Annotated in this window: 24 protein-coding genes, 1 tRNA gene and 2 pseudogenes; 6 read left to right on the top strand and 21 right to left on the bottom strand. The window is 34.0% G+C overall.

Annotated features, from left to right (window positions below):
* Window positions 1–77: 77 nt before the first annotated feature.
* Window positions 78–429: pseudogene (locus AAGD89_RS04940) on the top strand (transposase family protein); the annotation flags it as partial.
* Window positions 430–508: 79 nt separating this feature from the next.
* Here AAGD89_RS04940 and AAGD89_RS04945 read toward each other — a convergent pair.
* The 8 genes from AAGD89_RS04945 to AAGD89_RS04980 all read right to left on the bottom strand — a co-directional run bounded on the left by AAGD89_RS04945 (window position 509) and on the right by AAGD89_RS04980 (window position 5126).
* Window positions 509–667 carry a hypothetical protein gene (locus tag AAGD89_RS04945; protein ID WP_341808959.1) on the bottom strand — a complete coding sequence of 53 codons (159 nt, stop codon included), beginning with the start codon at window positions 665–667 and terminating at the stop codon, window positions 509–511.
* Between the two features lie 119 nt (window positions 668–786).
* Window positions 787–860: transfer RNA gene (locus AAGD89_RS04950), tRNA-Ile, on the bottom strand.
* 9 nt (window positions 861–869) lie between these two features.
* A complete protein-coding gene (rpmA, locus tag AAGD89_RS04955; protein WP_341807981.1) occupies window positions 870–1142 on the bottom strand; it encodes a 50S ribosomal protein L27 in 273 nt (90 codons plus the stop codon).
* 10 nt (window positions 1143–1152) lie between these two features.
* On the bottom strand, window positions 1153–1455 hold the full coding sequence (rplU, locus tag AAGD89_RS04960; RefSeq protein ID WP_341807982.1) for a 50S ribosomal protein L21: 303 nt from the start codon (window positions 1453–1455) through the stop codon (window positions 1153–1155).
* 118 nt (window positions 1456–1573) lie between these two features.
* Window positions 1574–3016: an ankyrin repeat domain-containing protein gene (locus AAGD89_RS04965; protein ID WP_341807983.1), complete on the bottom strand. Its 1443-nt coding sequence runs from the start codon at window positions 3014–3016 to the stop codon at window positions 1574–1576.
* Between the two features lie 31 nt (window positions 3017–3047).
* On the bottom strand, window positions 3048–4058 hold the full coding sequence (locus AAGD89_RS04970) for an NB-ARC domain-containing protein (protein ID WP_341807984.1): 1011 nt from the start codon (window positions 4056–4058) through the stop codon (window positions 3048–3050).
* Window positions 4059–4209: 151 nt separating this feature from the next.
* Window positions 4210–4500 carry a hypothetical protein gene (locus tag AAGD89_RS04975; protein ID WP_341807985.1) on the bottom strand — a complete coding sequence of 97 codons (291 nt, stop codon included), beginning with the start codon at window positions 4498–4500 and terminating at the stop codon, window positions 4210–4212.
* A 236-nt stretch (window positions 4501–4736) separates the two neighbouring features.
* Window positions 4737–5126 (bottom strand): hypothetical protein, encoded by a 390-nt coding sequence (locus AAGD89_RS04980; RefSeq protein ID WP_341807986.1) that lies wholly within the window; start codon window positions 5124–5126, stop codon window positions 4737–4739.
* A gap of 463 nt (window positions 5127–5589) precedes the next feature.
* Between AAGD89_RS04980 and AAGD89_RS04990 the strand changes: the two genes are divergently transcribed.
* Window positions 5590–6231 (top strand): ankyrin repeat domain-containing protein, encoded by a 642-nt coding sequence (locus AAGD89_RS04990; RefSeq protein ID WP_341807987.1) that lies wholly within the window; start codon window positions 5590–5592, stop codon window positions 6229–6231.
* 35 nt (window positions 6232–6266) lie between these two features.
* Here the strand turns inward: AAGD89_RS04990 and AAGD89_RS04995 are convergent.
* The 7 genes and pseudogenes from AAGD89_RS04995 to AAGD89_RS05025 form a co-directional block, all read right to left on the bottom strand.
* Window positions 6267–7100: pseudogene (locus tag AAGD89_RS04995) on the bottom strand (transposase).
* 269 nt (window positions 7101–7369) lie between these two features.
* The gene (locus AAGD89_RS05000; RefSeq protein ID WP_341807988.1) at window positions 7370–8284 is read right to left on the bottom strand and encodes a hypothetical protein; all 915 of its coding nucleotides are present in this window, start codon (window positions 8282–8284) and stop codon (window positions 7370–7372) included.
* Entirely contained in the window at window positions 8250–8918 is a 669-nt protein-coding gene (locus tag AAGD89_RS05005) for a hypothetical protein (RefSeq protein WP_341807989.1), read from the bottom strand. Before AAGD89_RS05005 ends, AAGD89_RS05000 begins: the two co-directional genes overlap by 35 nt.
* A gap of 93 nt (window positions 8919–9011) precedes the next feature.
* Window positions 9012–9368 (bottom strand): hypothetical protein, encoded by a 357-nt coding sequence (locus AAGD89_RS05010; protein WP_341807990.1) that lies wholly within the window; start codon window positions 9366–9368, stop codon window positions 9012–9014.
* Window positions 9369–9427: 59 nt separating this feature from the next.
* Window positions 9428–10234, bottom strand: a complete 807-nt coding sequence (locus AAGD89_RS05015; RefSeq protein WP_341807991.1) for a hypothetical protein — start codon at window positions 10232–10234, stop codon at window positions 9428–9430.
* Between the two features lie 1016 nt (window positions 10235–11250).
* Entirely contained in the window at window positions 11251–12327 is a 1077-nt protein-coding gene (locus AAGD89_RS05020; protein ID WP_341807992.1) for a rod shape-determining protein, read from the bottom strand.
* Window positions 12328–12339: 12 nt separating this feature from the next.
* Window positions 12340–13776, bottom strand: a complete 1437-nt coding sequence (locus tag AAGD89_RS05025) for a carboxypeptidase (RefSeq protein WP_341807993.1) — start codon at window positions 13774–13776, stop codon at window positions 12340–12342.
* Between the two features lie 277 nt (window positions 13777–14053).
* On the opposite strand from AAGD89_RS05025, the gene AAGD89_RS05030 reads away from it, so the two are divergent.
* Both AAGD89_RS05030 and AAGD89_RS05035 read left to right on the top strand, forming a co-directional pair.
* The gene (locus AAGD89_RS05030) at window positions 14054–14545 is read left to right on the top strand and encodes an OmpA family protein (RefSeq protein WP_341807994.1); all 492 of its coding nucleotides are present in this window, start codon (window positions 14054–14056) and stop codon (window positions 14543–14545) included.
* 461 nt (window positions 14546–15006) lie between these two features.
* Complete coding sequence (locus tag AAGD89_RS05035; RefSeq protein WP_341807995.1) at window positions 15007–15807, top strand: hypothetical protein; 801 nt, start codon at window positions 15007–15009, stop codon at window positions 15805–15807.
* A gap of 145 nt (window positions 15808–15952) precedes the next feature.
* Here the strand turns inward: AAGD89_RS05035 and AAGD89_RS05040 are convergent, their stop codons facing one another.
* From AAGD89_RS05040 to AAGD89_RS05060, 5 genes are all read right to left on the bottom strand, one after another.
* Window positions 15953–18352, bottom strand: a complete 2400-nt coding sequence (locus AAGD89_RS05040) for an ankyrin repeat domain-containing protein (RefSeq protein WP_341807996.1) — start codon at window positions 18350–18352, stop codon at window positions 15953–15955.
* A gap of 420 nt (window positions 18353–18772) precedes the next feature.
* Window positions 18773–20266 carry a DegQ family serine endoprotease gene (locus tag AAGD89_RS05045; protein WP_341807997.1) on the bottom strand — a complete coding sequence of 498 codons (1494 nt, stop codon included), beginning with the start codon at window positions 20264–20266 and terminating at the stop codon, window positions 18773–18775.
* Window position 20267: 1 nt separating this feature from the next.
* Window positions 20268–21134: a protease modulator HflC gene (locus tag AAGD89_RS05050; RefSeq protein WP_341807998.1), complete on the bottom strand. Its 867-nt coding sequence runs from the start codon at window positions 21132–21134 to the stop codon at window positions 20268–20270.
* 2 nt (window positions 21135–21136) lie between these two features.
* On the bottom strand, window positions 21137–22177 hold the full coding sequence (gene hflK / locus AAGD89_RS05055) for an FtsH protease activity modulator HflK (RefSeq protein ID WP_341807999.1): 1041 nt from the start codon (window positions 22175–22177) through the stop codon (window positions 21137–21139).
* An 80-nt stretch (window positions 22178–22257) separates the two neighbouring features.
* On the bottom strand, window positions 22258–22608 hold the full coding sequence (locus AAGD89_RS05060; protein ID WP_341808000.1) for a hypothetical protein: 351 nt from the start codon (window positions 22606–22608) through the stop codon (window positions 22258–22260).
* A gap of 164 nt (window positions 22609–22772) precedes the next feature.
* On the opposite strand from AAGD89_RS05060, the gene AAGD89_RS05065 reads away from it, so the two are divergent.
* Window positions 22773–23072 (top strand): DMT family transporter, encoded by a 300-nt coding sequence (locus AAGD89_RS05065; protein WP_341808001.1) that lies wholly within the window; start codon window positions 22773–22775, stop codon window positions 23070–23072.
* Between the two features lie 14 nt (window positions 23073–23086).
* Complete coding sequence (locus tag AAGD89_RS05070) at window positions 23087–23410, top strand: DMT family transporter (protein ID WP_341808002.1); 324 nt, start codon at window positions 23087–23089, stop codon at window positions 23408–23410.
* A 214-nt stretch (window positions 23411–23624) separates the two neighbouring features.
* Here the strand turns inward: AAGD89_RS05070 and AAGD89_RS05075 are convergent, their stop codons facing one another.
* Entirely contained in the window at window positions 23625–24905 is a 1281-nt protein-coding gene (locus AAGD89_RS05075; RefSeq protein ID WP_341808003.1) for an APC family permease, read from the bottom strand.
* Window positions 24906–24907: the final 2 nt, after the last annotated feature.

The raw sequence follows: 24907 nt of genomic DNA on the forward strand, positions 1-24907 counted from the left end.
TAGAAGAGTAAAGTGGCAATAAGTTACGCAAAAGTTGCAAAAACCCAGTATATTTTTAGGCAATTAGCGGGTCTGACAACATTACAAAAGATAGAACGCTGACTCCAGAGAAGATTTTAAAAATTTTAGCAGACGTCACGGAGCAACCGATACAGCGGCCGAAAGACAACAAAAAAACGTAAGAAAAGTTACTCAGGAAAAAAGAAAACAACCACAATAAAAACCGAAATTGTGATCGAGGGAAATAGGCAGATTTTGTCGATTTCAAAGTCACATCGAGGTCGAATGCATGATTTTCGCATAAAAAAACAGGAAAAATTGTTGCCCAAAGATAGCATAAAATATGCTGATTCTGGGTATCAAGGTTGGCAAAAACTGCAGAAAAACGTTGTGATTCCATACAAAAAATACCGTAAAAAGCCACTATCGTAGGAGCAACCGGAATTGTGAATTTGCGGCACGGGTTTTAACTTACCTTACTTTTGGGTTATCTCATGTTTTAGTTAGTTCAACACTGCTTCGCAGCAGGTCTATTTTCGATCCTTAGTGCCTTATTCTCAGCCCTCAAATTTTCGTTTTCTATCTCCAATCCCTTTATTTCTGCTTTTAGCTGCTCTATTTCTGTTTTTAAGTTTTTTTTGAGAAGACTTGCTAGTAGATCAGACATACTTACCACACATACCACCTATATTTTTAGCATTTCTTGTCTACTACTTATTTTACCGCTCCGCTGAACGGATACTGTCATACGTATGGAGGTGAAAAGTAGGCTAATATAGGGAGTAATGGGTCTGGGAAGAGTTGAACCTCCGACCTCACGCTTATCAGGCGTGCGCTCTAACCACCTGAGCTACAGACCCCTGATTTATTTAAGCCGAAGCTTGAATACCATCAACAATTGTGATAACATCAATAAAAGTCTTCTTATTTGCTGATTTTCTAAAGCTAACCCAACCTTCAGTTTTAGCAAAAATTGTATGATCCTTGCCTATACCAACATTCTTTCCAGGATGAAATTTTGTACCTCTTTGGCGTACAATTATGTTACCAGGAATAACTTTACCATTCTTCTTTATCCCTAACCTGCGACCTGCGGAATCTCTACCATTACAGGAACTACCACCTGACTTTTTAGTTGCCATATCTTACCTCTTACTTTTGAAGATTAATTTCATTGATACGAAGAACAGTTATATGCTGTCTGTGACCAGTCTTTCTGCAGTAATTTTTTCTTCTCTTCTTTTTAAAAATTATAATTTTTTCACCTCTGCACTGCTCTAATACTTCAGCTTTAACAGTAACATTAGATGAATAAGATAAACCACTATTTGAAACACAAACCACTTTACTGATTTCTACTTCCTTTCCTTCCTCGGCTTCTAATTTCTCCACTTTTATTATACTGCCTTTTTTTACTAAATATTGCTTCCCACCGGTCTCAATTACTGCAAACATTATAGATGTAAATTATTGTTATTAATTTTTATCGTAAATGATGTCATATATATTGTCAAGACAAATAAAAAACATCGATTAATGTACCTTTTCTGGACTTAAATACTTTCAAGTAGATTCAAAAAGGATTTGCATTATGAGCTAAAAGTAATTCTACAAGCTCTTGATGATTACCATCAGTGGCATAATGTAATGCGGTCATTCCCTCATTGTTTTTTGTGTTAATGTCTGCGTTGTATTTTAATAGTACATTTGCTACAGCAACTTTTCCTTTCATAGCAGCAAGGTGTAATGGAGTATTGCCATCTTTATTCCTAAAATTAACACTGGTACTTTTTCTAATAAAACGTTGCACAATACATAACTCTTTACCATCAGCGGAATATTGCCATCCATAATCATCTTTAGCCTTTTGGGGAAAAATCAATTCTGCACTGTATTCTAATAGTACTTGAGCGGCAGAAGCATTTTCCTTCATAGCAGCGATATGTAATGGGATATTGCCGTCCTTATCCTTAGCATTAATGTAGGCACCTTCATAAATTAGATACTCCACCACCTCATCGTGTACTGCAGCAAAGTGAAGTGGCGTTGAATAATTTTTGTTTCTGGCGTTAATGTGAGCACCCTTTCTAATGAGATATTCCACTGCGTTTAAATTATGATTTCCAGCGGCAAGGTGTAGCATAGTATTACCATATTCATCCCTGAAGTTAATATTAATACCCCTGCCAATAAAATACCTCATTATACTTACACTCCCACACTTAGCAGCTGCGTATAGTGGAATCATTCCTTTCTGACTTTTAGCACAAATATCGGCTCCACTTTCTACTAGGAACTTTACTATATTTAAATTCTCACCTCCAGCAGCACGATATAATGGAGTCTTGCCTTCCTCATCTTCAATACTAACATCAGCACCTCTATCAAGCAGGTATTTCACTATACTCGGCCTTTTACTGTGTACAGCACAATGTAATGGAGTTCCATTAAAAAATGGCTCTACGGAATTAGTATTAATATCAGCACCTTTGCTAACTAGGTATCTTACCACATTTAGTTTTCCACGGTAAGCAGCTACATGTAATGCAGTACCACCAAATATATTTTTAGAGTTAATGTCAGCACCTTGACGATTAAAGTACCTAACAACGTTTAATTCTCCAAGGCGAGCAGCAAGATGTAAAGGAGTATATCCACCTTTTCCGACATAAATATTAGCACCTTTATTTACTAAACATCTTACCACGCTCAATCTTCCTCCTCCAGCAGCAATATGTAATGGAGTTAGAGCACAATCTTCTTCCTGAATATTAATAACTTCTGTTAGCCTATCTGAGTGATGTTTTTCTACATGCGTTAATATAGTCTTAATTACCTCATAACTGCCATTTTTAGCAAGCAAGTGTAAAGGCGTACTTTTCTCTATAAAAAACGATTCCTTATGGGTATAAAATGAATTAAAATAAAAATCATCAATCAGTTTACCATATTTACTTGCATACTCCCAAACAGAAACAATATGACTAATATCCTCTTTTGCTATATTATTATTCATTAGCTCTAGAGCTTTTCTTAGAGCTTCCTCTTCATTGTCCTTCCTCTCGTAATTTTAATCTTGTTACTTTCTGTACTAGTCTGTGAATATTTACTATTTTTCCCCTTAGATTAATCATTGAGTATCTATCAAGCAGTTTAACAGCATTCTTAAGCTTTTCTTCATCATCTGCCATTAATCTTAAGAAAATTTCTCTTATACAAATATCATCAGGAGCAAGGTATGCCATAATATTTAAAACATCTATAGCTTGTTTGCCGTATTTTTTATTGTCTGCTATTCTGTTACGTGTAATGTTCCACGTTGTTAACACTGTTTGAGCATAACGCACTCTACTTTCGCCGTTTTTTTCTCCTGCAAGCAATTCTTCTGTTTCCTTAAACAACTTCTCTGCTTCTTGTCTATATTCTTTCAAGTAATCACTTATTCTAAATTTCTCAACGTTCCATGATTCCTCGTTTTTGTTGTAAATACATGCAACTGCTTGACCCAAAGCTAATGGGAAATGTTGTAATTCTCTTATCAGCTCTTCTACTTCCTTATCCTGTAAGTTATCTTGTATGTTCAAAGCTTTTTTTACAAACTCCAAAGCTTCTATTTCATCAAACTCATCCAAGGGTATTACTTCTATATCTCCTTCTTCTCTTGCCTCCCATTTCCGATCACGAGAAGTAATTAAAATATAAGGCTTATGGTCCAAAGAGAATGGCAAAAACTTACTAATGGCTTCATATTCCTCAGCGTTATCAAAAATAAAAAGGCTCTTTACATCTTCAAAAAAAGCATATATTTCTTCAATAATAGTTTCGATTGCTTTGTTGTCTCCACTTTTATCTTTCGTAGAAACACCTAGTCTGCTGGCTAACCTCAGAAAAGAATTTTCCATAGTTTTAGAGTCTTCAGCATTTATCCAAATAATGTTCCCACCATAAAATTCTTTATTTTTACAAGCGTATTTCCTAGCTAATTCACTCTTACCTATTCCTCCAAGTCCGCTAATGGCAACTATTTGTAATACCTCTGCTTGTGTATTCTTTTGCAATTCTTCATGTATTTTTTTTCAATTCGTTTTCTCTTCCAGTAAACGTTTTGACTGGATATTTCATGTTAAACTTAATAGGCTTTTCTATCTTCTTGTTACTCGGTGTTGTTACAGCCGCTTGTATTTGTCGCAGTGTTTTACTATTTTTATGTTATTGTTCTGATATTTTATCTATTCCTTTATTCCCTTTCTCTACTTTTTTTTCTATCCTACATAAAGTACTTGGCAATTTTTCAACTTCTTGAAAAAACTCTTTGCCTTTTTCTGGTGTGAGAAAATGCCCTTTTTTATTTTTCATCCAACTTGACATCTTTACGAAAAGATCATTGAAAACAATATTGTTTTCATCGTAGTATCTGAATCTTGCGGCCAATTCATTACTTATCTCATTCTTGATTAACTGTTCTAATTTATCATCATTAGGGAAATTAACTGCAAACACCAGTTCATTTAAAAAGCTCTTTATTCCCTCACATATTTCTTCATTGCTTATTTCCTTTCTCTTCTTCTCATTACGTTTTGTTTTTTTATTTAACTCGGCCTTTATAGAGCCTATATTCTGTTTTAAGTACTCGGCAATCTTACCACCTGAATCTATAAGTTTGTATCTTGCACCATCACCTATATTGAGGAAATTGTTCTGTGTTTCTATTGTTTCGACTGCAATGTTCTCCCTTGCTAGACTTTCATGACCAAGATCAGCATTTGTAACAAAAAAAAGTCTTTTATTTTATCCTTGAGTTCTTTATTATATTGAATTTCTAAAAAGGCAGCAAAGTGCTTTGCTAAGTCGAGATTACCACTTCGTGTCAAGAGGTCATCTACACAAATTTTTTTACTGTTATCTTCCTTATGTTTAACTTGTATAAGCATGTATACTGTTGTTCCATTTTGTTTGTACCGAAAAACAATATCATCAAAACCTGCAACTGCACTCATTTCTGTGGCTAAGAGGAAAGAGTACTTTTTCTCTACTGCACTCTTTAAAAACAGCATTAGCCACAATTTTTGATAGTCAATACCTTGGCAAAAATTTCTTGTCCTTCCAGTAGAATAAAATTCAGACATCCCCAATCTAGTATGATTTTAAAAATAGATACAAATAAATGGTAAAAAATCAATAAACGTTGTACAGTCCCGGAGTATGATGGCATGGATTAAGTATAAATAACTCAGGAAATTGTGTGCACTGGTTGCATATAAATTCATATGGGGGTAAGACCCTTAAGCCGCTTTGTATTGCTCAACATACTCCCTCTGTCGTTCTGGCGCACCCATGTAACCGCAACTCCTCCTTTAATGGTAACTTCTCATATATCATGCCATCACACTCTGGGACTGTACATTTAAGAATAAAAAAGCCTGATAGGTGCATCATTCTTTAGCAAAACAAGACCTAAAGTTTTGCGCGATATCATCAAATTATACTTTTACAATCTCTTAAACTTATGCGCGATATTAACATTCATTGCAAATTAACTTATTAGTATATATAATTTTGATGGGTTGGTTAAATTGTGAGGGTTGAATTATGCCAAGAGGTTTACAAAAACTTACTATTGCAGGAAACAACTCCCTCCATTTTGCTTGTTGGAACGGAGACTTTGAGATTGTACGACTATTCTTAGAGCATCAGCGTACACTAAACTCTGTAGATGATGAATTTAAAGGTCTTGTTGGTATACAGAACAGTGAGGGTGACACAGCACTGCATTACGCTACCAGAAATGGACATTTAGAAATTGCAGAATACCTATTAAGCAGTGGTGCAGATCATACAATTCAGAATAACAAGAAAGAAACGCCTTTAGACTGTTTATTAAAAAAACATGAGCCACAAGAGTTGCTAGACTTAGCTATACAGAAAGGTTTTCTTAAGTTAGCCGAATTATCAATAGATGCAGGAGCAGATGTTAATCTCATTAACAGGGATGAAAAATTCACTTCACCATTGTCCGAAGCTGTTGAAAATAACAATTTAGCAGTTGTGCAATCGCTTGTTGGAAGGGGAGCGAATATTAGATTTACAGCATCTAAAGATAGTAACATGGTAAGTATGTTACATCTGGCTGCTAGTAACTGCAATCTAGAAATGATGGAATTCTTTATAGGAAAAGGGCTAGATGTTAACGAGACTAGCCCCCCTGCGAAACAACGTGAAGCAAGTTGCTGATAAAATCTGGTAAGAAATCCCCAGCCCAAAAATTATTAAAAATAATGCCTCAAATTCACAATTCCTGCTATAATATTAAATCTCATGTTGTATTTCTTCTGAAAATTGCGGTAAACATTTGACATTATTTTGAAGATTTTTATCTCGCGAATCTTATTTTCCACACGCATCCTGAACGATGCCAGCTTTCGATTATGCTCCTTTTGCACCTCCGTTAGTGGTTTTTTACGGTGTTTTTTGTACGGAATCACAACGTTTTTCTGCAGTTTTTGCCAACCTTGATACCCAGAATCGGCATATTTTATGCTATCTTTGGGCAACAATTTTTCCTGTTTCCTTATGCGAAAATCATGCATTCGACCTCTATGCGACTTCGAAATCGACAGAATTTGCCCATTTCCCCCGATCACAATTTCGGTTTTTATTGTGGTTGCTTTCTTTTTTCCGGAATAACTTTTCTTACGTTTTTTGCTGTCTTTCGGCCGCTGTATCGGTTGCTCCGTGACGTCTGCTAAAATTTTTAAAATCCTTTCTGGCGTCAGCGTTCTATCCTTTTTTATAGTAATTTTTTTGGCCAATAATGGCTACATTTTCTTAAAAAGTCGGCAAATATTTGAGTTGTGCAAATTAAACAAAAACCCTAAAAATGGATGCGTTATGTACGTTCTGTAATAAATTAGAACACATAAAATCCTGTCTTCTAGCTCCTCAACATGCGATTTTCTTCCGTGACATTTCTTTTTCGCCTCCATTTTTTCCCACTCTGGACGCACTTTTGCCACAATTTTTTCAAATTCAGATGTTGTGAGCCCTGTCAATTGTCTAAAAATATATGGTGTTCTTGCTATTTTTACGTAACTTATTGCCATCTTCCCTCTCCTAAAACTTTCATTTTACATGCTTTTTAGTCGTTTTTACCTACTTTCTACCTTTTCGCAGGGGGTCTACTGTATACCATCACTTTTCCTACATGCCTAAATGGTCATTATACAGTTATCATTTGCTTTGGAAAGTACTATAAAACTTATAATCTGCTTTACAAGCGTTTACTCAAACCACCAGCTTCAGCTGGTTGTAATTGATCCATTTTACATAACGGCTATGAGAACGAGTTTTAATTGAACGGTAACCTCCTTTCTTAAAGCTCAACATGAATAGGAGGGAGGCCATCAGTAGGATTAGGTATCGGAGGAGCTGGTATTGGATCCGGTAAAGAAACTGTTTGTGGTGCTGAGATATGTGGCTCATTATGCAAATTGTCATTGTGAATAGAACACATGAGTTTATTAAATGATAAAAAATCAGGTGCTTTATCTCTGTAAAAATTCTTATCGTGCATATCTTTTAATAAAGGCTCAAAGCCTGCACTTAGGAATTTATCCGCTCCGCTTACGCATCTATCTACGTGACTTTTTAGACTGTCTCCAAGATATTGGGCTGCATTCTGGCCATCACCTGTAAGAGCATTATTCATTGCTATACAGCCGCATTTTAGAGCATCGACTTGTGTATCTATTCCTGCAACTTTTTTCATGTCAGCAAATGTTTTATCAATATCAGCTCTTAATTGTTCAGGATCGATGGAAAAATGCTTTGATAAACTTGGTAATTTACTTAAATTGACTGAATCAAGTAAATTTTTCTCTGTTCCAAATATTACACTATAAGCATCTAGTGTTGGCAATATCTTACCAAATGAATAATCTGACACTCTACTTATCAGATAATGCTCTTCTTGTAGGGTTTTAGTTAGTAGATCATGAATTTCTTGAGAATTGCTTTTTTCTGTTTTGATTCCATTCAGTTCTTCTAGCGCGGTATCTAAGTCAGTTTTTATATCTATAAGTTTGGATTTAGTGGCTATTTTTAGAACGAGGTCTTTACATGAAGCATCTTCTTCTCTCAGGGTTTGCGTATATTTATCAATAATTTTTTCATATACCCGCATAAAGAATTCTAATTCCTCAGAAGATGCTTTTGCAATATCAAGCTTCTCTCTAGCATATTGCTGCACAAATTCAAGCAAGAGTGATATTTTTCCAATCTCCTTCATTATAGCTTTGCACTCCTTTTGGGCTGAAGTCATATTTTATAGATTCTTTTGCACGCTCTGCATGTTTTCTTGCATCCCCTAAATTACCAGCTTTCATTGCTGCATCAGCTTCTGCTATATGATATTTTTTAGTGTTTGTAACTATATCAGCAGCTGCATGAGATATTTTTTGAATGATGCTGTTATGCAGATGGGAATAATTATCAACTTCCCTGTCAATTACTGAATCCATTTTATTGAGTAGATCTTCCAATTTTTCTATTTTTCCTTTTGTATAGCTTTTGCTTATATCATCTGCTTGATAAGCATATATAGCCTCACCTCTGCCGTTTGTATCTTTTGCATAATTCATTACTTCAAATAGTTTTTTTGCTTCTTGTAGCACTCTAATTTTTCTTGATGACACACCAACTTCACTCGAAGGGCTTTCTTTTTCTAGATGATCTATGAAATTTACTGCATATTCTATTCCCTCAAGAAACTTTTCCATTTTTTCATTTCTCTGAGTTGACAATAGATTATAACTTTCATAATCTTTGTGGCTATGTTTACAAGACCCCTTTGCCCATTTCCAAAAACCTTTAAAGCTAATTTCTTTAGATTCTCTACAATCTCCATTTAAAACTCGATACACCCTTTCTGCTTCCGCTGTCTCTGCTATTAGACCTGTTAAATCATCAACAGCTTTAACAAAACCACTACCCGCTTCTGGTATATCTACAATCGATCATGCTTCTGCACTCTCAATTGATCTTACTTCACCAGATGGACCAGGCTTTGGATCATTGCCACCATGTCCTCCATTGGAATCATCGTGATCATCTTTCTTATCGTGAGAATCTTTAAATGGTTTGCAAGTTGGAGTAATGAGAATAAGCTTTTTATCGGCTAGCATTTGTTGAACAGTTTTGTTGTGTTGTGCATTGTTAATAGCTTGTTGAACTATTACTTTATCTTGTGAATTTAAATCACGTACAATTTGCTCCAAAGCGGTTCTTTCTCTGATTGCATTTTTATGTTGTTTAGAGTTTAATCCGAATCCTGATACAATAGGACTTACAACATCGATTTCATACCCATTCAATATGATATTAATTTCAGCTCTTAAACCTTCAGCACCAATTAATTGTTCATCATGCTCTTCTAACTGTGCGCATAATGCATCTGACTCTTCTCTGCTTCGTCGTGCAATTGCACCTTCGACTCTATAAGACCATTTTCATTAAGCACAATTCTTGCGTGTGGCATAATATCATTTATAAACTCCTCCATTACATGTTCAACTGCAAGACTTCTAATAGCTCTATTGGCAAAAAGCACAAATTCCAGCTTTTTTTCATTTTCCTCTCCGGCTGGCTTTTGGTATTTTTTTGCCATTTCTAGTATTTTATTTTTTCTCTCATCAGAGTTAAATCGCTCGTCTGTTATGAACAGTCTATCCATCTTCTCATTGTATTCTCTGTGGACTTTTTGTAGATAATAGTTAAGATCTTTATATAAATTATTTAATTCATGTGCATTAGTTTCATATTCATTCCAGTTATTATCCTTTATAGCACTCAACGCATAGTATAAGCGCTCTGTAATATCTACTACCGAGTTCTCAACTTGACGGTCGATTTCTGGTAAACACAGACTACCATAATGTGCAACAGAACAAGCAATTAAATTACGAATTTTGCCAAACAACTGTGACTGTTCTTCTCTCGCAAGCTCTCTCTCAAGATCTGCAAAACCTGTTGTATAACATGGAAATACTAAAGGAGTTTCTTCCAAAATGATACTACTTGGTCTCTCTTCTATAACTTGTGCTGGTGGCAAAGGAGGGGTTATAGTTGTTGATAGCGGAGTAGGTTTCAGCTCTACTTTTTCTTCCTTATCATCTGGATGTTTCTTGCTTGCGCTAACGCCCCTCTTCACCCTTATCAAACCCTCTTCATTGTAAGACATATATAACCCTAAAAAATATTAATTCCAGACCGCATAATATAAAAATTGAGTTAATTATATGTGAATATTATTTTTGGCCTATGTATTGATGCTTTGTAAAAGTATAATAATATTTTTATTGACAGCTAAGATGTATAGCCCCAGAGTGTGATGGCATGGATTAAGTATCTGGAGCACCGGTTACATATAAATTCGTATGGTGTCAGACTCTTGAGAGTTTTAAGCTGTTTTGCATAATTTTACGATAGTTTTTGGTATAGTGCTCAGAAAGCTTTGCTGATACCTCTTGACTATTTTCTATTGCTCTACGCACCGCCCTCTGTTGTTTTAGCGCACCTATAACTCCTCCTTTGATGGTAATTTTCTCATGTATTAGGGACTATACACCTAGAGTATCATCAGAACGTTTAAAGCGCATAGCTCCTTGCTGTTTGACTACTTGTTCTATATCATGATCTTTCTCTAATGGCTCAGTAATTTATTGATTAACTACTTCTTTTTTTAAATAGTCTGTTGAATATTTTACCTTTAGCATAAAAACCCTCTTTATTTCGTGTTAAATCTAGCATCAAATTTGTCATACGATCTTAGTTGATAAAATCGGCAATGCAAGTTTTTTATGCAATATTTTTAAGTTAGAAATCAGTATCAATCAAAATTATTATGTTTACTGCTTAATTTCAGTTTTGTTGTAAATTTGTCAAATTTTTTGTTCTCTCTCTCAATCACATATGGCCTCATTAAAATTTATACCATAGCTAATATATAGGAATGTGGGCAATTTTGATTATTTTACATAATGCAACAGAGAGCAAGTTCTTTTCGTATACTAACCTCCATACCCGATGTCCATGAACTTTTCTATATGGTAATTCTAGAATATTCCAAAATCCGCTACAGTAGCTAACTTTAACCTATTATGCATAGGGTGTTCTGTATTCAATTATTCCCTAAAAAATCCCTAAGATCTTATGTGTATGCCATAAGATGAGAAAATTTCGCAAAAAATTTCTTCTTTAATCCTGTTTAAATAAAACGTGGCTAAAATAATCCATATTTTCAAGCACTTTTCCGCTACCCAGGGCAACGCAACAAAGCGGGTCATCTGCAACTCGGACTGGTAGCTTTGTTGTTTCACTGATAACCTTGCCTAAATTACGCAATAACCCGCCACCACCAGATAAAACTATTCCTCTGTCAACTATATCAGAAGAAAGTTCAGGTGGAGTGCTCTCCAGTGCCGTCTTAATAGCAGAAATTATCTGATGCACAGGTTCTATTAAGCTCTCTGCAACTTGATATTCTGATAAAAGCATCTCTTTCGGCATACCGCTAACCAAATCTCTGCCTTTGATCATCATTCCCTCTTTATTATTTTCACTTGGCAGACTAGCTGAACCTATGCTTTTCTTAATTTTTTCAGCTGTTGTTTCACCAATTAGCAATTTATGATTTTCACGAATATATGATTTTATTGCTTCATCCATAATATCACCACCCACTCTGGCAGAACGTGAATAAACAATCCCGCCCAAAGAAATGATTGCAACTTCAGTTGTACCGCCGCCTATATCAACGATCATAGAACCCTCAGGTTCGGTAACTGGAAGACCAGCCCCAATTGCTGCAGCCATCGGCTCTTCAATTAAAAATACTTCATTTGCACCAGCACTTTCTGCTGCATCTTGTATAGCACGTCTTTCCACTGGAGTGGAACCAGATGGAACACATATAATAATATTAGGCTTATTAATAGTAAACTTCGTGTTTGCACTGCGTATGAAATGTTTTAGCATTTCTTCCGCACTTTTAAAATCAGCAATGACACCATCTTTTAAAGGTCTTATCGCTTCTATTTCCCCAGGAGTTTTTCCGAGCATCATCTTAGCTTTTTTACCAAAAGCATATGGAACATAACTTCCTTTTTCTTTTACTTTTGCCACAACTGAAGGCTCATCCAGTACTATTCCATTATTTTTTTGATAAACTAAAGTGTTTGCGGTGCCAAGGTCTATAGCAATATCACTAGCAAATAAACCTTTGAACACAAAAAGATTGCAAAACTTTCCGGTCAATTTTCGAACAAAATTCATATACAACTCAAGCTACTCAGATAAACCATACTTTTCAGACATGTAATCAGTATAGCACTCAACATCTAAGCTCTTGCCTGTCACATTTTTCAACAAATCTAAAATGCTACACTTTGCACTGTATACATTTTGAGATAACCAGCTGATAAGTAAACTAAAATCTCCTTTTATTATAGCACTTAAAGATTCATAATGATTCTTTTTAATGAAAGAAAAAATCTGCACAACAGCAATTAAAGCTATAATTTTAAGTGGAAAATAACCTATAACACCACTTACCCAATATTCATCTTGAAAATAAGTATCTAACTCATTTTCAGCTTTAACTGGAATTTTATAGTGCTTTGTCCCTTCTAGCCATGCCTCATGTAGATCCTTAACTTCTAATTTACCATTTATTATATCTTGCTCTAGCTTAGTTCTCAGCATAATATGCGCCAACAAAGTGAATTCATCTGCATTCTTTAAAGAGGAGGAAAGATTTACTTTATTGAAAATCAAATACAAATTCTCAGCACTGATGGCTTTCGCACCAATTTTGCCTTTTATAGCAAATTTCTCCTTTATGTGCGGCTGAATAAACTCAGTAAATTCTCTGGATGACCCAATCATCCTTTCCATAAACAGTCCTTGAGTTTCATACATAACGCACCCTGTTATTTGGTTACTTATATGGTTTTGTGCTAAATATTTTTGAAAAATACCATAGCCACTATACCGCAAAAGCGAGAATAAACCGTAACAAAAGTCAGATTCATTGTAATCTATAGGCGAACTAACATAATCATAAGGGATGCGAACCTCATTTAACTCAATACCTATTTGTTGTAAACATACTGAACCAAGTTCAACCTGCTTTTGAGCAGCAATTTTTTGTATATTAGTGGCTTTATCCTTCTTCTGCTTTTCAATTATTTTTCCTACACTTTCACTAAAGAATTTGCCCACTTGAGGAAAGATCTCCTTTATTTCTTTTTCTGTTATATCTGAGTCATAATCAGCAAGAAGTGAATCGTATTTTGAACATTTTAATTGTTTCGATTTAGCAGAAGCTGCTTCACGAACAAGTTTAATTAGATCAGAAAAGCGTTCTTTTAGCTTCACTAAGTTACTAGCTTCAGAACGAGACAGCTTCCATAAATTTTGACATTCAATTTTAGCTTTTGACAAAGATTTTACCAAATCAACAGGAATAGCGCTGGTGCTTTTATGCATCTTCTCTATTAATTTCAACTGCCAACTATGTGTATTGTTTTTCTTACTCAAAGCATCTGCTAATGATTCTTTTATTAAATCATGAGAGATGATTTCATGTTTAATTTCTTCAATAAGACTCACTTGTTCAATTTTGTCCTCTACACTTAATTGGCTTTGACTTAGCACCTTTAACGTACCATCAATACTCTTTACCCTATATAACACTTCCTCTAAAAAATTATAAGATTTCATATTTGTTCATTTTTACTTATTACTTTAAAAAACATCTATTTAATATCGTAATAGATTAACAATAAAATTAAAAGTATATTTACTTGAAGTACAATAAAAAATTATGCTTTTAATTGTTTTTTTCTACTGAAAGTCGAGCGTCTTATCGGAAAATTAATTATAAAGCTATAGAAAAGGTAATTAGTGTTTAATTTTTCTTGACTGTATTTCAATATGGAGAGATTATTAGCTACTGAAATTAAAGTCACGTACTATTTAAAATTATGGAGGTCTAGTAATGTGGAGTAAGCTGATTGTTATGTGCTGTTTTTGTTTGCTACTTACTGGGGTAAGTTCTTGCCCAAAGAAAGGAGTAAATGTAATAAATAAAATGAATCCTGTTGTTAAGCAAGTGGGTGACAAAGTAAGTGATAAAAAAGTTTTCTTTGGTTATGATGAATCTAAGATCACTGAAGCAAGTGCTGATATATTGCTCGATGTAGTTGAAATTTTACAAAACAATCCTGATGCAAAAGTTATTTTGACAGGTCATACTGACATTCGTGGTTCTCATGAATATAACCTTGCTTTGGGAGCTAGAAGAGCAGATGCAGCTAAAAAATTCATAGTTAACTGCACACCTTATTTGGAAAAAAGAATAAGAACTGCTTCTAAAGGTGAAACTGAGCCTTCAGTTCACATAAAAGATGATACTAGAAATTCTAAGTATGAAAAAGAGCACGCTAAAAACCGTAGAGTAGAAATTTCATTTTCTGGAATAAAAAAATAGTTTTTCTGGATGCAAGTAGTCACGCTACTTGCATCACAAAAGTGGGCAAATTCGTCATTTTGTCATTCAAGCAATAGACTACTCACTAAAAGGTGCACAAATGATTCTCTTTCTCTGTCATTCCAGTAGCCCTCCTCTTGTCATCTCTGTAAAGATCACATAATTCGATGACAAAAATGTTAAGATAAAAGAAACATTTTTGAGGGAGTGAGGTATGAGACGAAACACAGAAGATAAAACCCTAGAGAGAAATTACCGAAGTAAATGGAGATTTTTAGTATATGGCTTCTGGAAATCTTGCTTATTTAAGCTATAATTTTATCTCAAAAATCTATACTTATTAAAGTATAACGCAAAATATATTATATGTTTATTAAATAATAATGTAAAAAAATTATTGACTTACATGCACTGTTAATATATAATTAATTTTTATCAACCTTACATAAGGAGAGTTTATTATGAGTATAGTTAATACAAAAAACGCTGCACATTTAGCAAAAATCGGTATGGATAGCGCAGCTACAACTGCATTTTTAGCATCCGCTGTCATAGCTATAGGAATTGCTACTAAAACAATTGCAATATCTTATTTACCTGCATCTTTAGGATTTCTTGGAGCTCTTGCCACTCCTTTGGGAATTACAATTTTACTTGGTTTGACTGCATATTTTGCTCTCAGTGCTTTTACTTCATTTCAGCAACTGCAAGAAAATAAAGACTTGGAAGCTAATATAGATTGTGTTAGCAAAAATTGTTCTAAAAATAGATTCATAGACTTATCTACTGTTGCCGATCCTTTTCTGAAAGATGCCAAAATTATTGAAAAAGACGATAATGGTAAGAAGAGTTTACACCTCACGTTCACAACTGAAGCCTATAAGGCATTAGTAGGTGACAAACAAGCTGATGCTGAGGTAACTGTATACGCAATATTAAACGGTAAAGAAGAAGTTCCACTTACATTAAAACATGTTGCTCCTGCTGAAGCTGCTAACGGTGAAAATACTGAAGGCAAAACTACTGATGCTACTAAAAGCAAAGCTACTGACCATACAGTACAATTAGTTAAAGTAGGCGATAAAGATCAGGTGGCTGATATGAAAGCAAAATTTGGCAACTGGGATGGTAAAAAGCCATTAAAAGTTTCAGTTAGTAAGGAAAACCTTGACACACTAAGGAAAAATGAAGAACTAAATAACGGTGTAAGAGCAAAGTTAGTTGATCATATGATAAATCAAGTTGTTGGAATTAAGAGATAATAATCTTAACAACAACTAGAGGTAGAGCTGGCTCTACCTCTTTCTTTTCTCATGATTCAAAATAGAATCCAGGTTTTTCATTCAAGAGATCTCTTTTTGGAGCTATATATCTTAAACTTGTCACATATGATTTGTTGAACATTGCCTAGGTTGAAAGCCCTAAACACCTAATAATACTATTCACGAATTGACGCATTATCGATATATTACTCATTTTAGTGTTTGGTGCTTCAACACATTCTGATTGATCCGATAGTTCTTGAGCTGCTTGATTTTTAGGCATATTTTCTAAATTTTCATTAGAGTGTTGCATTAAATCTATATTATCTGTTGGCGTATTATCTTGAGGTACAACTTGTTCTTTTGCAGTAAATTTTGCTTTTATTTTTCCAAATCCTTCGTAGATATTTTCTACATTCAAGTAAATGAGATAACAAACCCCGATAACTGCTATAATAGATGCAGCAGTTGCATCTGTAATACTTCCTTGAGAAGCACTGGATATTACCGTATAGGCTAAAGCGACAAATACAAGCGTTGTCACTATTTTACACAGAGCGTTATTAAAATACTTCATGATATCGCGTGCTTTAAGCTTTTTGCCAAAATTACACTTCAGTTCAGTTCTCGTTTCATCTGAAATAAGTGATTTACCCATTAATTTCTCTACTCCTTTTATAGTGAGATAATATTCTCTGTTCCATGATTTTTCAGGCAACACTAACTGCTCTGAATCAACAGCGCTGTTTAATAACTTTACACAGAACCTGATTGTATTATCACGACTCTTGGGATTTATATGATTATGTTTTTCTTTTTTTGTTTTATTAATTAATGCCACCTGTATAGGAGTATATTTATCACTATTCCTAGCCTTTACAGCCTCTCTCAACTTATCTTCAGATATTACTTCTTTTTTTACTAAATCTAGTATGAGACTTAAACATGTAACTTTTTGTTCTCCTTTTAGTACAGCAATACGATGTAGAATATTATTGCCTTTTTTGTCTTGAGTAGTAATATCAGTGCCATTTTCTAGCAATAGCTTTAAAATTTGATATCTGCCAGTCTCTTCAAACTTCTTATCTGTACAAGATCGATCTTCACTTTTCTTTCGTATACGTTCTAATAGTATATAAATAGGTGTCAGCCCATCATTATTTTTAGTATTAAATAATTCTTTATTGTTTTCTACTATAAGCGTAGTAAAATCATATCTTACCGTTTTCTCTAACTTTATAGCGTAATGTAGAACTGTGTTTCCATCTGCATCTTGAGTCGTAATATTGTAACCACTTTGTAAGAGCTCATTGAACTTATTTTTATCTTCATCACGAACCGCTGAATGTAGTGGGTATCCACCCTCAACAATCTGTGCAATTTTGATTATTACTTGATTTTTTATTTCTTGATTTAGATTTAATTCGGATTTTTTCACTAACTCAGCTAATTTTCCCAAGAAACAGCGATAATATTCTTTTTGTTCTTCAGATAATTTTTTTAAGCTTTCTTCAGATAGCTCTAACTGATTATGGTTAGCTCCAAGTTCTAGTAGCTTTATAATAAACTTAAGTGTATTATCACCACCTCTGGTTTTATTAGACTTATGTTTTCCTTTGTTTATTTTGGCAATCAGCGCTACTTGAAGGGGGGCTTTTTTATCATTTTGCTTGTTAATAAGTTGTGCTAAATCCTCTTTTTGAATTTTATTATTTAATTCATCTAAAAATTCATGCTTTTGTTCCTTCTCTAGTGAAGCAATAAGATGCAAAATATTATTGCCTTTTTTATCACGAATAGTTATATCAGCACCACTTTCTAAGTGATTTTTAAACTGCTTTTGGTCTTTCTCTTGAATCGCTTCCAATAAACAGTTACTGTCATCTTTTATTTCTGTTTCTGTATCTGAGTTTATATAAGTAAAATCATTAACTATTTTCGTGTTAGCAGGATCATAGTGAGGGTTGGTATTTGATAATAGCATTCTATTTTTCTTTCCTACTATTAGCTTTCCCAATCTTCTTGTACCTTTCTTATATTCTTTCAATATTTTTTTCTTAGTATTTTTAAATTTTTTCCTAATATTTAAAATTTTTGCTTCACTTTTAGGCACTTCTTGTGAAGATTGTTCTGGATATGGCTTAGATATTAAAGGTGTGATATCATCTGAGTGTTCGTCGTCACTTACGCTATTATCATCACCACTACCACAGCTTTCGATTCCACTATCGTAACTTGCTCTATGAGCATTCTTATTTTGCAGTTGAGTAACTTGCAAAGCTTCGATTCTTGCAACTAATGTATTTAATTTTTTTGAGAATTCACGATAATACTTTTTTTGTTCTTTAGATAATTTTTGTAAATCTTCTTCAGGTAGTTTTAGCTTACTGGGGTCAGCACCATTCTTTAACAAGTTTTTACACTTTTTGAGTGTTGCATCTCTGAAAGTTATAAAATTATGTCTTTTTTTTGTTACCTTAGCTTTTACTATATTGTACAATTGTGTATCTTTTTCAATTTGCCTTTGTTCTTCGTACGTAGTCATATTAAAAACCTCAATATTAAAAGCTAATCATCTATATATCCTTATGGTTGCATATGTCAACATTTTTTTCTATTTAAAATTGAAAATTAGCAACTAAAAACTGCATTCAAAGTTCAATTTTCAAATTAGATTAGACGTTATACATGTAGTCGAAATATAGGTAGAATGGTAAAATATTGGTTTCTATTAGAAAATTTACCGTCACAATTAAACCTCACTTTAATAGTCGTATAGTATTTTAATCACTTAGTCTTAAAAAACGATAAATATTAAAGCAAGAAAATTGACGGATACAGTTGATACAGGAGAAAATGGATGTATTCAAAGTCGTTAAACTTGCATCCAAACCAAACTACCGTTACAACCTTCAACACTTATGGGAGGAAACCTTGCAGACTCAGCATGCTGGACTGCAAAATATTACTTCTTTAACCTTATTGAAGTAAAAAACTGGTTTCCATTCCGGTAAATAAGTAGCATTATTGAATCTTTGCCATTTTTCTTTACTGCAAAATCAACTTGTTTTTGAAAGTCACTAGTATTCTCTATATCAGTTCCATTCAATTGAAGGATAATGTCTCCTTTTTTAATACCGCGTAGTGTGGCATTACTACTGCTATCCACGTTTGTTACCATGACACCTTTTGTAGGTACATCACTTTTACTTTCTTTTAGCTCATTTGGCAAATTCGACACAGTTAAACCAGTGACATAATCAGGCGTTGATTTGTTTTCTTCCTGGTTATTATCTTTGCTATCTTCAGCAGACTCACCGACCACAACCTTAATGGTAATCTCTTTGCCCTTTCTAAGTAACTTGACTTGCACTTTTTTCTCAGGTCCAGCTCTTGAAACCATTTGAGGTAATTGCGCCATTCTATCAATTTTTTTACCATCGAATTCTAATAATATATCACCAACCTTAATCCCACCTTTTTCTGCTGGGCTATCCTTAACTATACTTGCAACCAATGCACCCTTTGTATCTTTTAAACCTAAGGACTCAGCAAATTCTTTTGTTATAGGCTGCACTTGCACACCAAGCCAACCATGTTTTATTTTTTTACCACTTTTCAACGTATCAATAATTGACATAGCTAAATTAGACGGTATAGCGAAACCTATACCAACATTGCCGCCAGACTCAGATGGGGAATAGATAGCGGTATTAATACCTATGACCTTCCCATTTAAATCAAATAGTGGTCCTCCAGAGTTACCTTTATTAATTGCAGCATCAGTTTGAATAAATTCGTTCATAGTACCAATACTAATATCTCTGGATCTTGCAGATATAATCCCTGTGCTAACAGATCCACCCAAACCAAATGGATTACCGATTGCCATAACCGTATCGCCAACTCTTGCTTTATCAGAATCACCAAATGCAACAGAAGAAAGTTCTCTACCCGCATTTATTTTAAGTACAGCAAGATCAGTTCTCGCATCATAACCTAAAACTTCTGCTTTGAAATAGGTGTTGTCGTTCATTGTCACAGTGATATCTTTAGCATTTCTAATAACATGATAATTGGTAACTATAACGCCATCTTTGCCTATGATAAACCCAGAACCAAGTGACACTACTTCCTTGTTAGTATGCGGAGTTCTATCCATGAAGAATTGATCAAAGTTCTCAAGTAAGTCTCTAAACTCATCAAAAAAGTTATTTCTTGGAGCAGATGGAACCCTAGTCCTAATGTCATTTTCTTGTTTAATAATTTGCTCACTTGAAATATTCACAACTGCAGGAATAAGTTTTTCTACTAAATCAGCAAATCCGTGATTACAATTGCACTCAGCAGTCTTAGGAGCTGCAACTTTTTTTGTATTCCAATCAAAAGCATCAGCATATAAAGAAAACGAAACTAAAAAAGATACAAATACAGATAAAATAAATGCTTTATTTCTCATGTCATCCTTTATTTAAAATATCTAAAAAATGATTATTTGGTGAAAGTATAAATTTAGTATTACTGCCAGGGAATGATTTACTATAAGCACTCATAGAACGATAAAAGTTAAAAAACTCTTCATCAACTTTAAATGCCTCATTATAAATTCTGGTTGCTTCAGCATAACCACGACCTCTTATTTCGTGCGATTCTTTTACTGCGCTAGAGATAATTTCTCTTTTTAGTTTATCTGCTTTTGATCTAATTTCCTGCCCAGCTTGCTCTCCTTCTGCTCTAATTTCTTTTGCTTCTTTTTCCCTTTCAGTTTGCATACGGCGAAATATTGCAGAGCTATTTTCTTCTGGTAAGTCTGCTCTCTTAATTCTTACGTCTATTATTTCTATGCCAAATTTTTCAGCTTCAGAGTAAACTCCACGTTGAATTAGCTGCATAACCTCTGATCTTTTCTCGTTTAACAAGCTAATCAATGAAAATCTTCCTATATTTTCCCTTATATGCGCTTCTATAACCGGATACAATCTTCTAATTAGCCCCGATTCATTTTTCACAGCTTGATAAAAAACAATAGGATTTGTTATTTTATATTTTGCGTATGCATCCACTATAATACGCTTTTGATCTGCGGTAATCACTTCTCTTGGAGTTTTATCAGGACTTAAATCTAAAACTCTTTTGTCAAGAAACTCCACACTATTTATGAATGGTAATTTGAAATATAGGCCACTTTCTCTAATATCTCTTACAACTTTACCAAGTTGAATCACTATTGCTTGATTTGTTTCTTGTACAATAAACACTGAGTTAGATGAAACAATCAACAAAGCAACAAATATGGAAATAAAAACAATTTTAATATTATTACTCATAACTACTTTCCTGAATTTGTAAGAGGTAAATAAGAAAACATACCTTTCAGCTCGTCAGTCACAACAACTTTATCTACCTGACTAAAAATATTTTCCATAGTTTCAAGGTAAATGCGATTTTTAACAAGAGAAGGGTTTTGCCTATATTCTTCATAAAGAGATAAAAAACGATTTGCATTCCCTTTTGCCTCATTTGCTATCTCATTCTCATAGGCTTCTGCATCCAACTTTATTTTTATCGCTTCACCCTTTGCTCGAGGTATGATATCATTACTGTAAGAGTATGCTTCATTTATAGCCCGCTCTTTATCTGCACGAGCACTTTGAACATCCCTAAATGAGCTAATTACTTTTTCTGGTGGGTCAATTTTTTTCATCTGAACAGATAAAACTTCTATTCCCATCTGGTACCCATCAAGAATCTGCTGTAATAAGGTTCTAGTATCTCTTGAAATCTCAGCTCTGCCTTGGCCTTCAAGTGCAAAAGAGATCCTATTTTTACCGATTATCTCCCTCATAGCACTTTCAGCAGCATTTTTAACGCTTAAACCAGGTTTATAATCACGCACTTTGAATAAATAATCCTTAGCATCTCTAACAAGCCATTGTACCTCAAAATTAACATTGACTATGTTTTCATCTCCAGTAAGCATTACGCCTTCACCACGGTCTGCATCTCGACTATAAGAACCGCTTACCCCTATTTCTTCACGATTGACTTCCTTAACATTAACTTTATAAACCTTGCCAATAGGATAAGGAAAATGATAACGCAAACCAGATGTCTCTGTGTTAGAGTATTTACCAAAGGTAAGCTCTATGGCTTCTTCACTAGGGTGAACAATATAAAAGCCTGTACAAGCATAAAGTAGGAAAATAATCAGGATAATGAAATAAGGTTTCTTGCCCCTGTTCTTAGTTAAGCAGCAAAAAAAGTGCTTCATATCAGATATCACTTTACTTATAATATCTTCATTATTGTTAGGAGTTTTATTTCCCCCCGACTTCTTACCAAGATTCCAAGGGTTATGCTCATCAAACATAATTATTTTCTGTAACTAATGCGTTAATATTACTTATTCAATAAGAAAATGCAAATGTAAATTACTATTTTATTTACAAGTTAATTATTAAAATGAAATAGATTATCATATACTTCTTTTTCTCTATGCAATATAGTCGATTCTATGGAATTTTCTGGCTTTTTTTTAAATTCCTTACTATCGCGTTTTAAATGCACTACATCTTCATGAAAACCATTGTAATTATTTAATAATAGAACCACTAGCGCTATAGCAGCTAATAAGATAAGTACTCTTTTTTTGTATTTCATACGCACTAAATCTCTTTTAAGTCGAATCTTATGCCTAAAAAGCCCATAATTGCAAAAACATTGTAATTTTAAAAGCGGTGCGACAGCATTGTATTCTGGCTCTTTTTCTATTTTCAGCCAATTGTTTTTGCACTGTATCAAACAAGTCTTCGTTAATTATACTTTTATGCCAACTTTATAAATATTCTTGCTTAATAGGAAATCGTGAACAGTTATAAAGACTTTATTGTAAATTTGGCATAGCTTTTGCCAACAATTTTTGGTACAATATAAGTTTAAAATATTACAAAATGTGCTGGTTATTTTTGTTATTATCTAGTATCATGGAAACACTGTGGGCTGTAACGCTAAAGTTTAGCAATGGTTTTACTAAAATTGTGCCTTCGGTTGCAACGTTGATGATTATGATCGTTAGCATTTATTTTTTATCTCTTGCAGCATGTTTTCTTCCTATTGGGGTCTGCTATGCAGTTTCTTCCGGAGTATGTACAATTGGTACAACTATAATTGGCGTGATAGCTTTTAAAGAGCATATTAATTTATATCAGGTCTTATGTATCATTTTAATAATAATAGGAACCATAGGATTGAAGTTCTCTATTTAAATCTAAGTTTATGCATGAATTGGCTATATCTATTCTTATCATCAATCATTGAAATATTTTGGATTGTAACACTTAAGCATAGTCATGGATTCACTAATCTCATACCATCAATAATTAATATACTTACCATGACGCTTAGTACATATCTGGTTTCTCTTGCTACACGTTCTATTCCTATTGGAATATGTTATGCAATTTGGACTGGAGTGGGCACAATAGGCGCTTCAGTGCTTGGAATTTTTCTATTTAGTGAATCAACTAATTTATTTGGAGTAATATGCCTTATTTTAATTACATTTGGAGTTATAGGGTTGAAATTATTTAATAGTAAGGGTTAGATTTTATTTCTTGAGTATGCTGATCTTCTTGAAGCTGCCTTCTTTCTAATTATACGGTTTTCAGTGTTTTTCATCTAGTTTATTTACTTTTTCGCAGGGGGTCTATTTTTCCTCACCTAAAAACCCTCATTATAGACCTTTTTTGGCTTTATGCTAGTTTCGAAAGAAGTCTAATTGCGGTTTCTCAGCTGCCAATAGGCAGCGGAATGACGGATCAGCAAATCTTACTTATTTTGCGGTACCAAAGTAAGTAGATAGGTATACCACTTGCAGTAAATAAACTTGCAATTAGTAAGGTGTTTATAGCGGTTTCAAATATTATCCAACAGCAAAAAACCGTGGCTACACTTCCGATTAAAAGCTTATAATAACTTTTCTCTTGCAGCATAACTTTTAGAAAAGCAAGGCTGCATGCAAGGTAAACAAACAAGAAAGAAACTACAGAGAAATCAATAATTGAGGTTATCTGCTCAGCAAAATTGTCGCTTGATGTCAAAATAAGTAGAATTGCAGTTCCAAGTGAACTAATTATTATGCCCCAAAAAGGAGAGTCGTGTTTGTTCGTTTTAGTAAAAAATTGTGGCATGAGTTTGTCCTTTGCAAGGCCAAGTGCAACTTGTCCACTGGCTAAAACCCAAGCATTTAAACTTCCAACACAAACAATGGATGCAATCACAGAAATGATTAAGTGCCAATTGCCAGGAAACATAATTTTTATTGCATCAACGTACGGAGCTTTTGAATTAGCTAAAACATTACCATTTATTAACCCCATAATTGCAAGACTATTAATGAAATATATAACAGCCACACAGATTGTGCCAAGCACTATGGCTCTTGGTATTGTTTTTGCTGGATTATTAACTGATCCTGCAGGTGCTGTTGCTGATTCAAGTCCAATAAAACACCACAAAGTGAGCAATGTAGAACGAGCAAGAATCTGAGATATCGTTAGGCTTGATATTTCTTCACTTAGGGCAAAATTACTTCTATCAAAGAAAAATAATGCTGTTATTGGTATAGCAAGCAGGGCAGTAATTTTAATAATCATCAATATAAGCTCAACGCACCCAGCCGTCGTAACTCCTCTTAAATTTATCAGTGTAATAGCTGTAAATAACAAAATTTCTAGGAATAAACGTATATTTTGTATATCACCATGAAAAAGTGGAGTGAGATAGCCAATGCTTGCAACAATTACTGCTGTTGTGCTAACCCATGAAATTACCCAATATGTCCAACCAACGAAAAAAGCTGCAGTGGACCCAAAAGCATGTTTCACATAAACATGAGGGCCTCCAGTTTCTGGAAATTTTGCGCAAAGCAAAGCAAACACTAAAGCAAGAGATATGGCACCGCAACCTGACATAACCCAACTGATCAGGCTATATACACCATATGGAGCAAGGCTAATCGGAAGCACAAAAATCCCAGAGCCAATTTGGCTACTAATTACTAAAGCAAAAATAGCCAAAAAACCTATTTTATTTGACACAA

The organism is Wolbachia endosymbiont (group E) of Neria commutata (assembly GCF_964026735.1).
GTDB lineage: Bacteria > Pseudomonadota > Alphaproteobacteria > Rickettsiales > Anaplasmataceae > Wolbachia.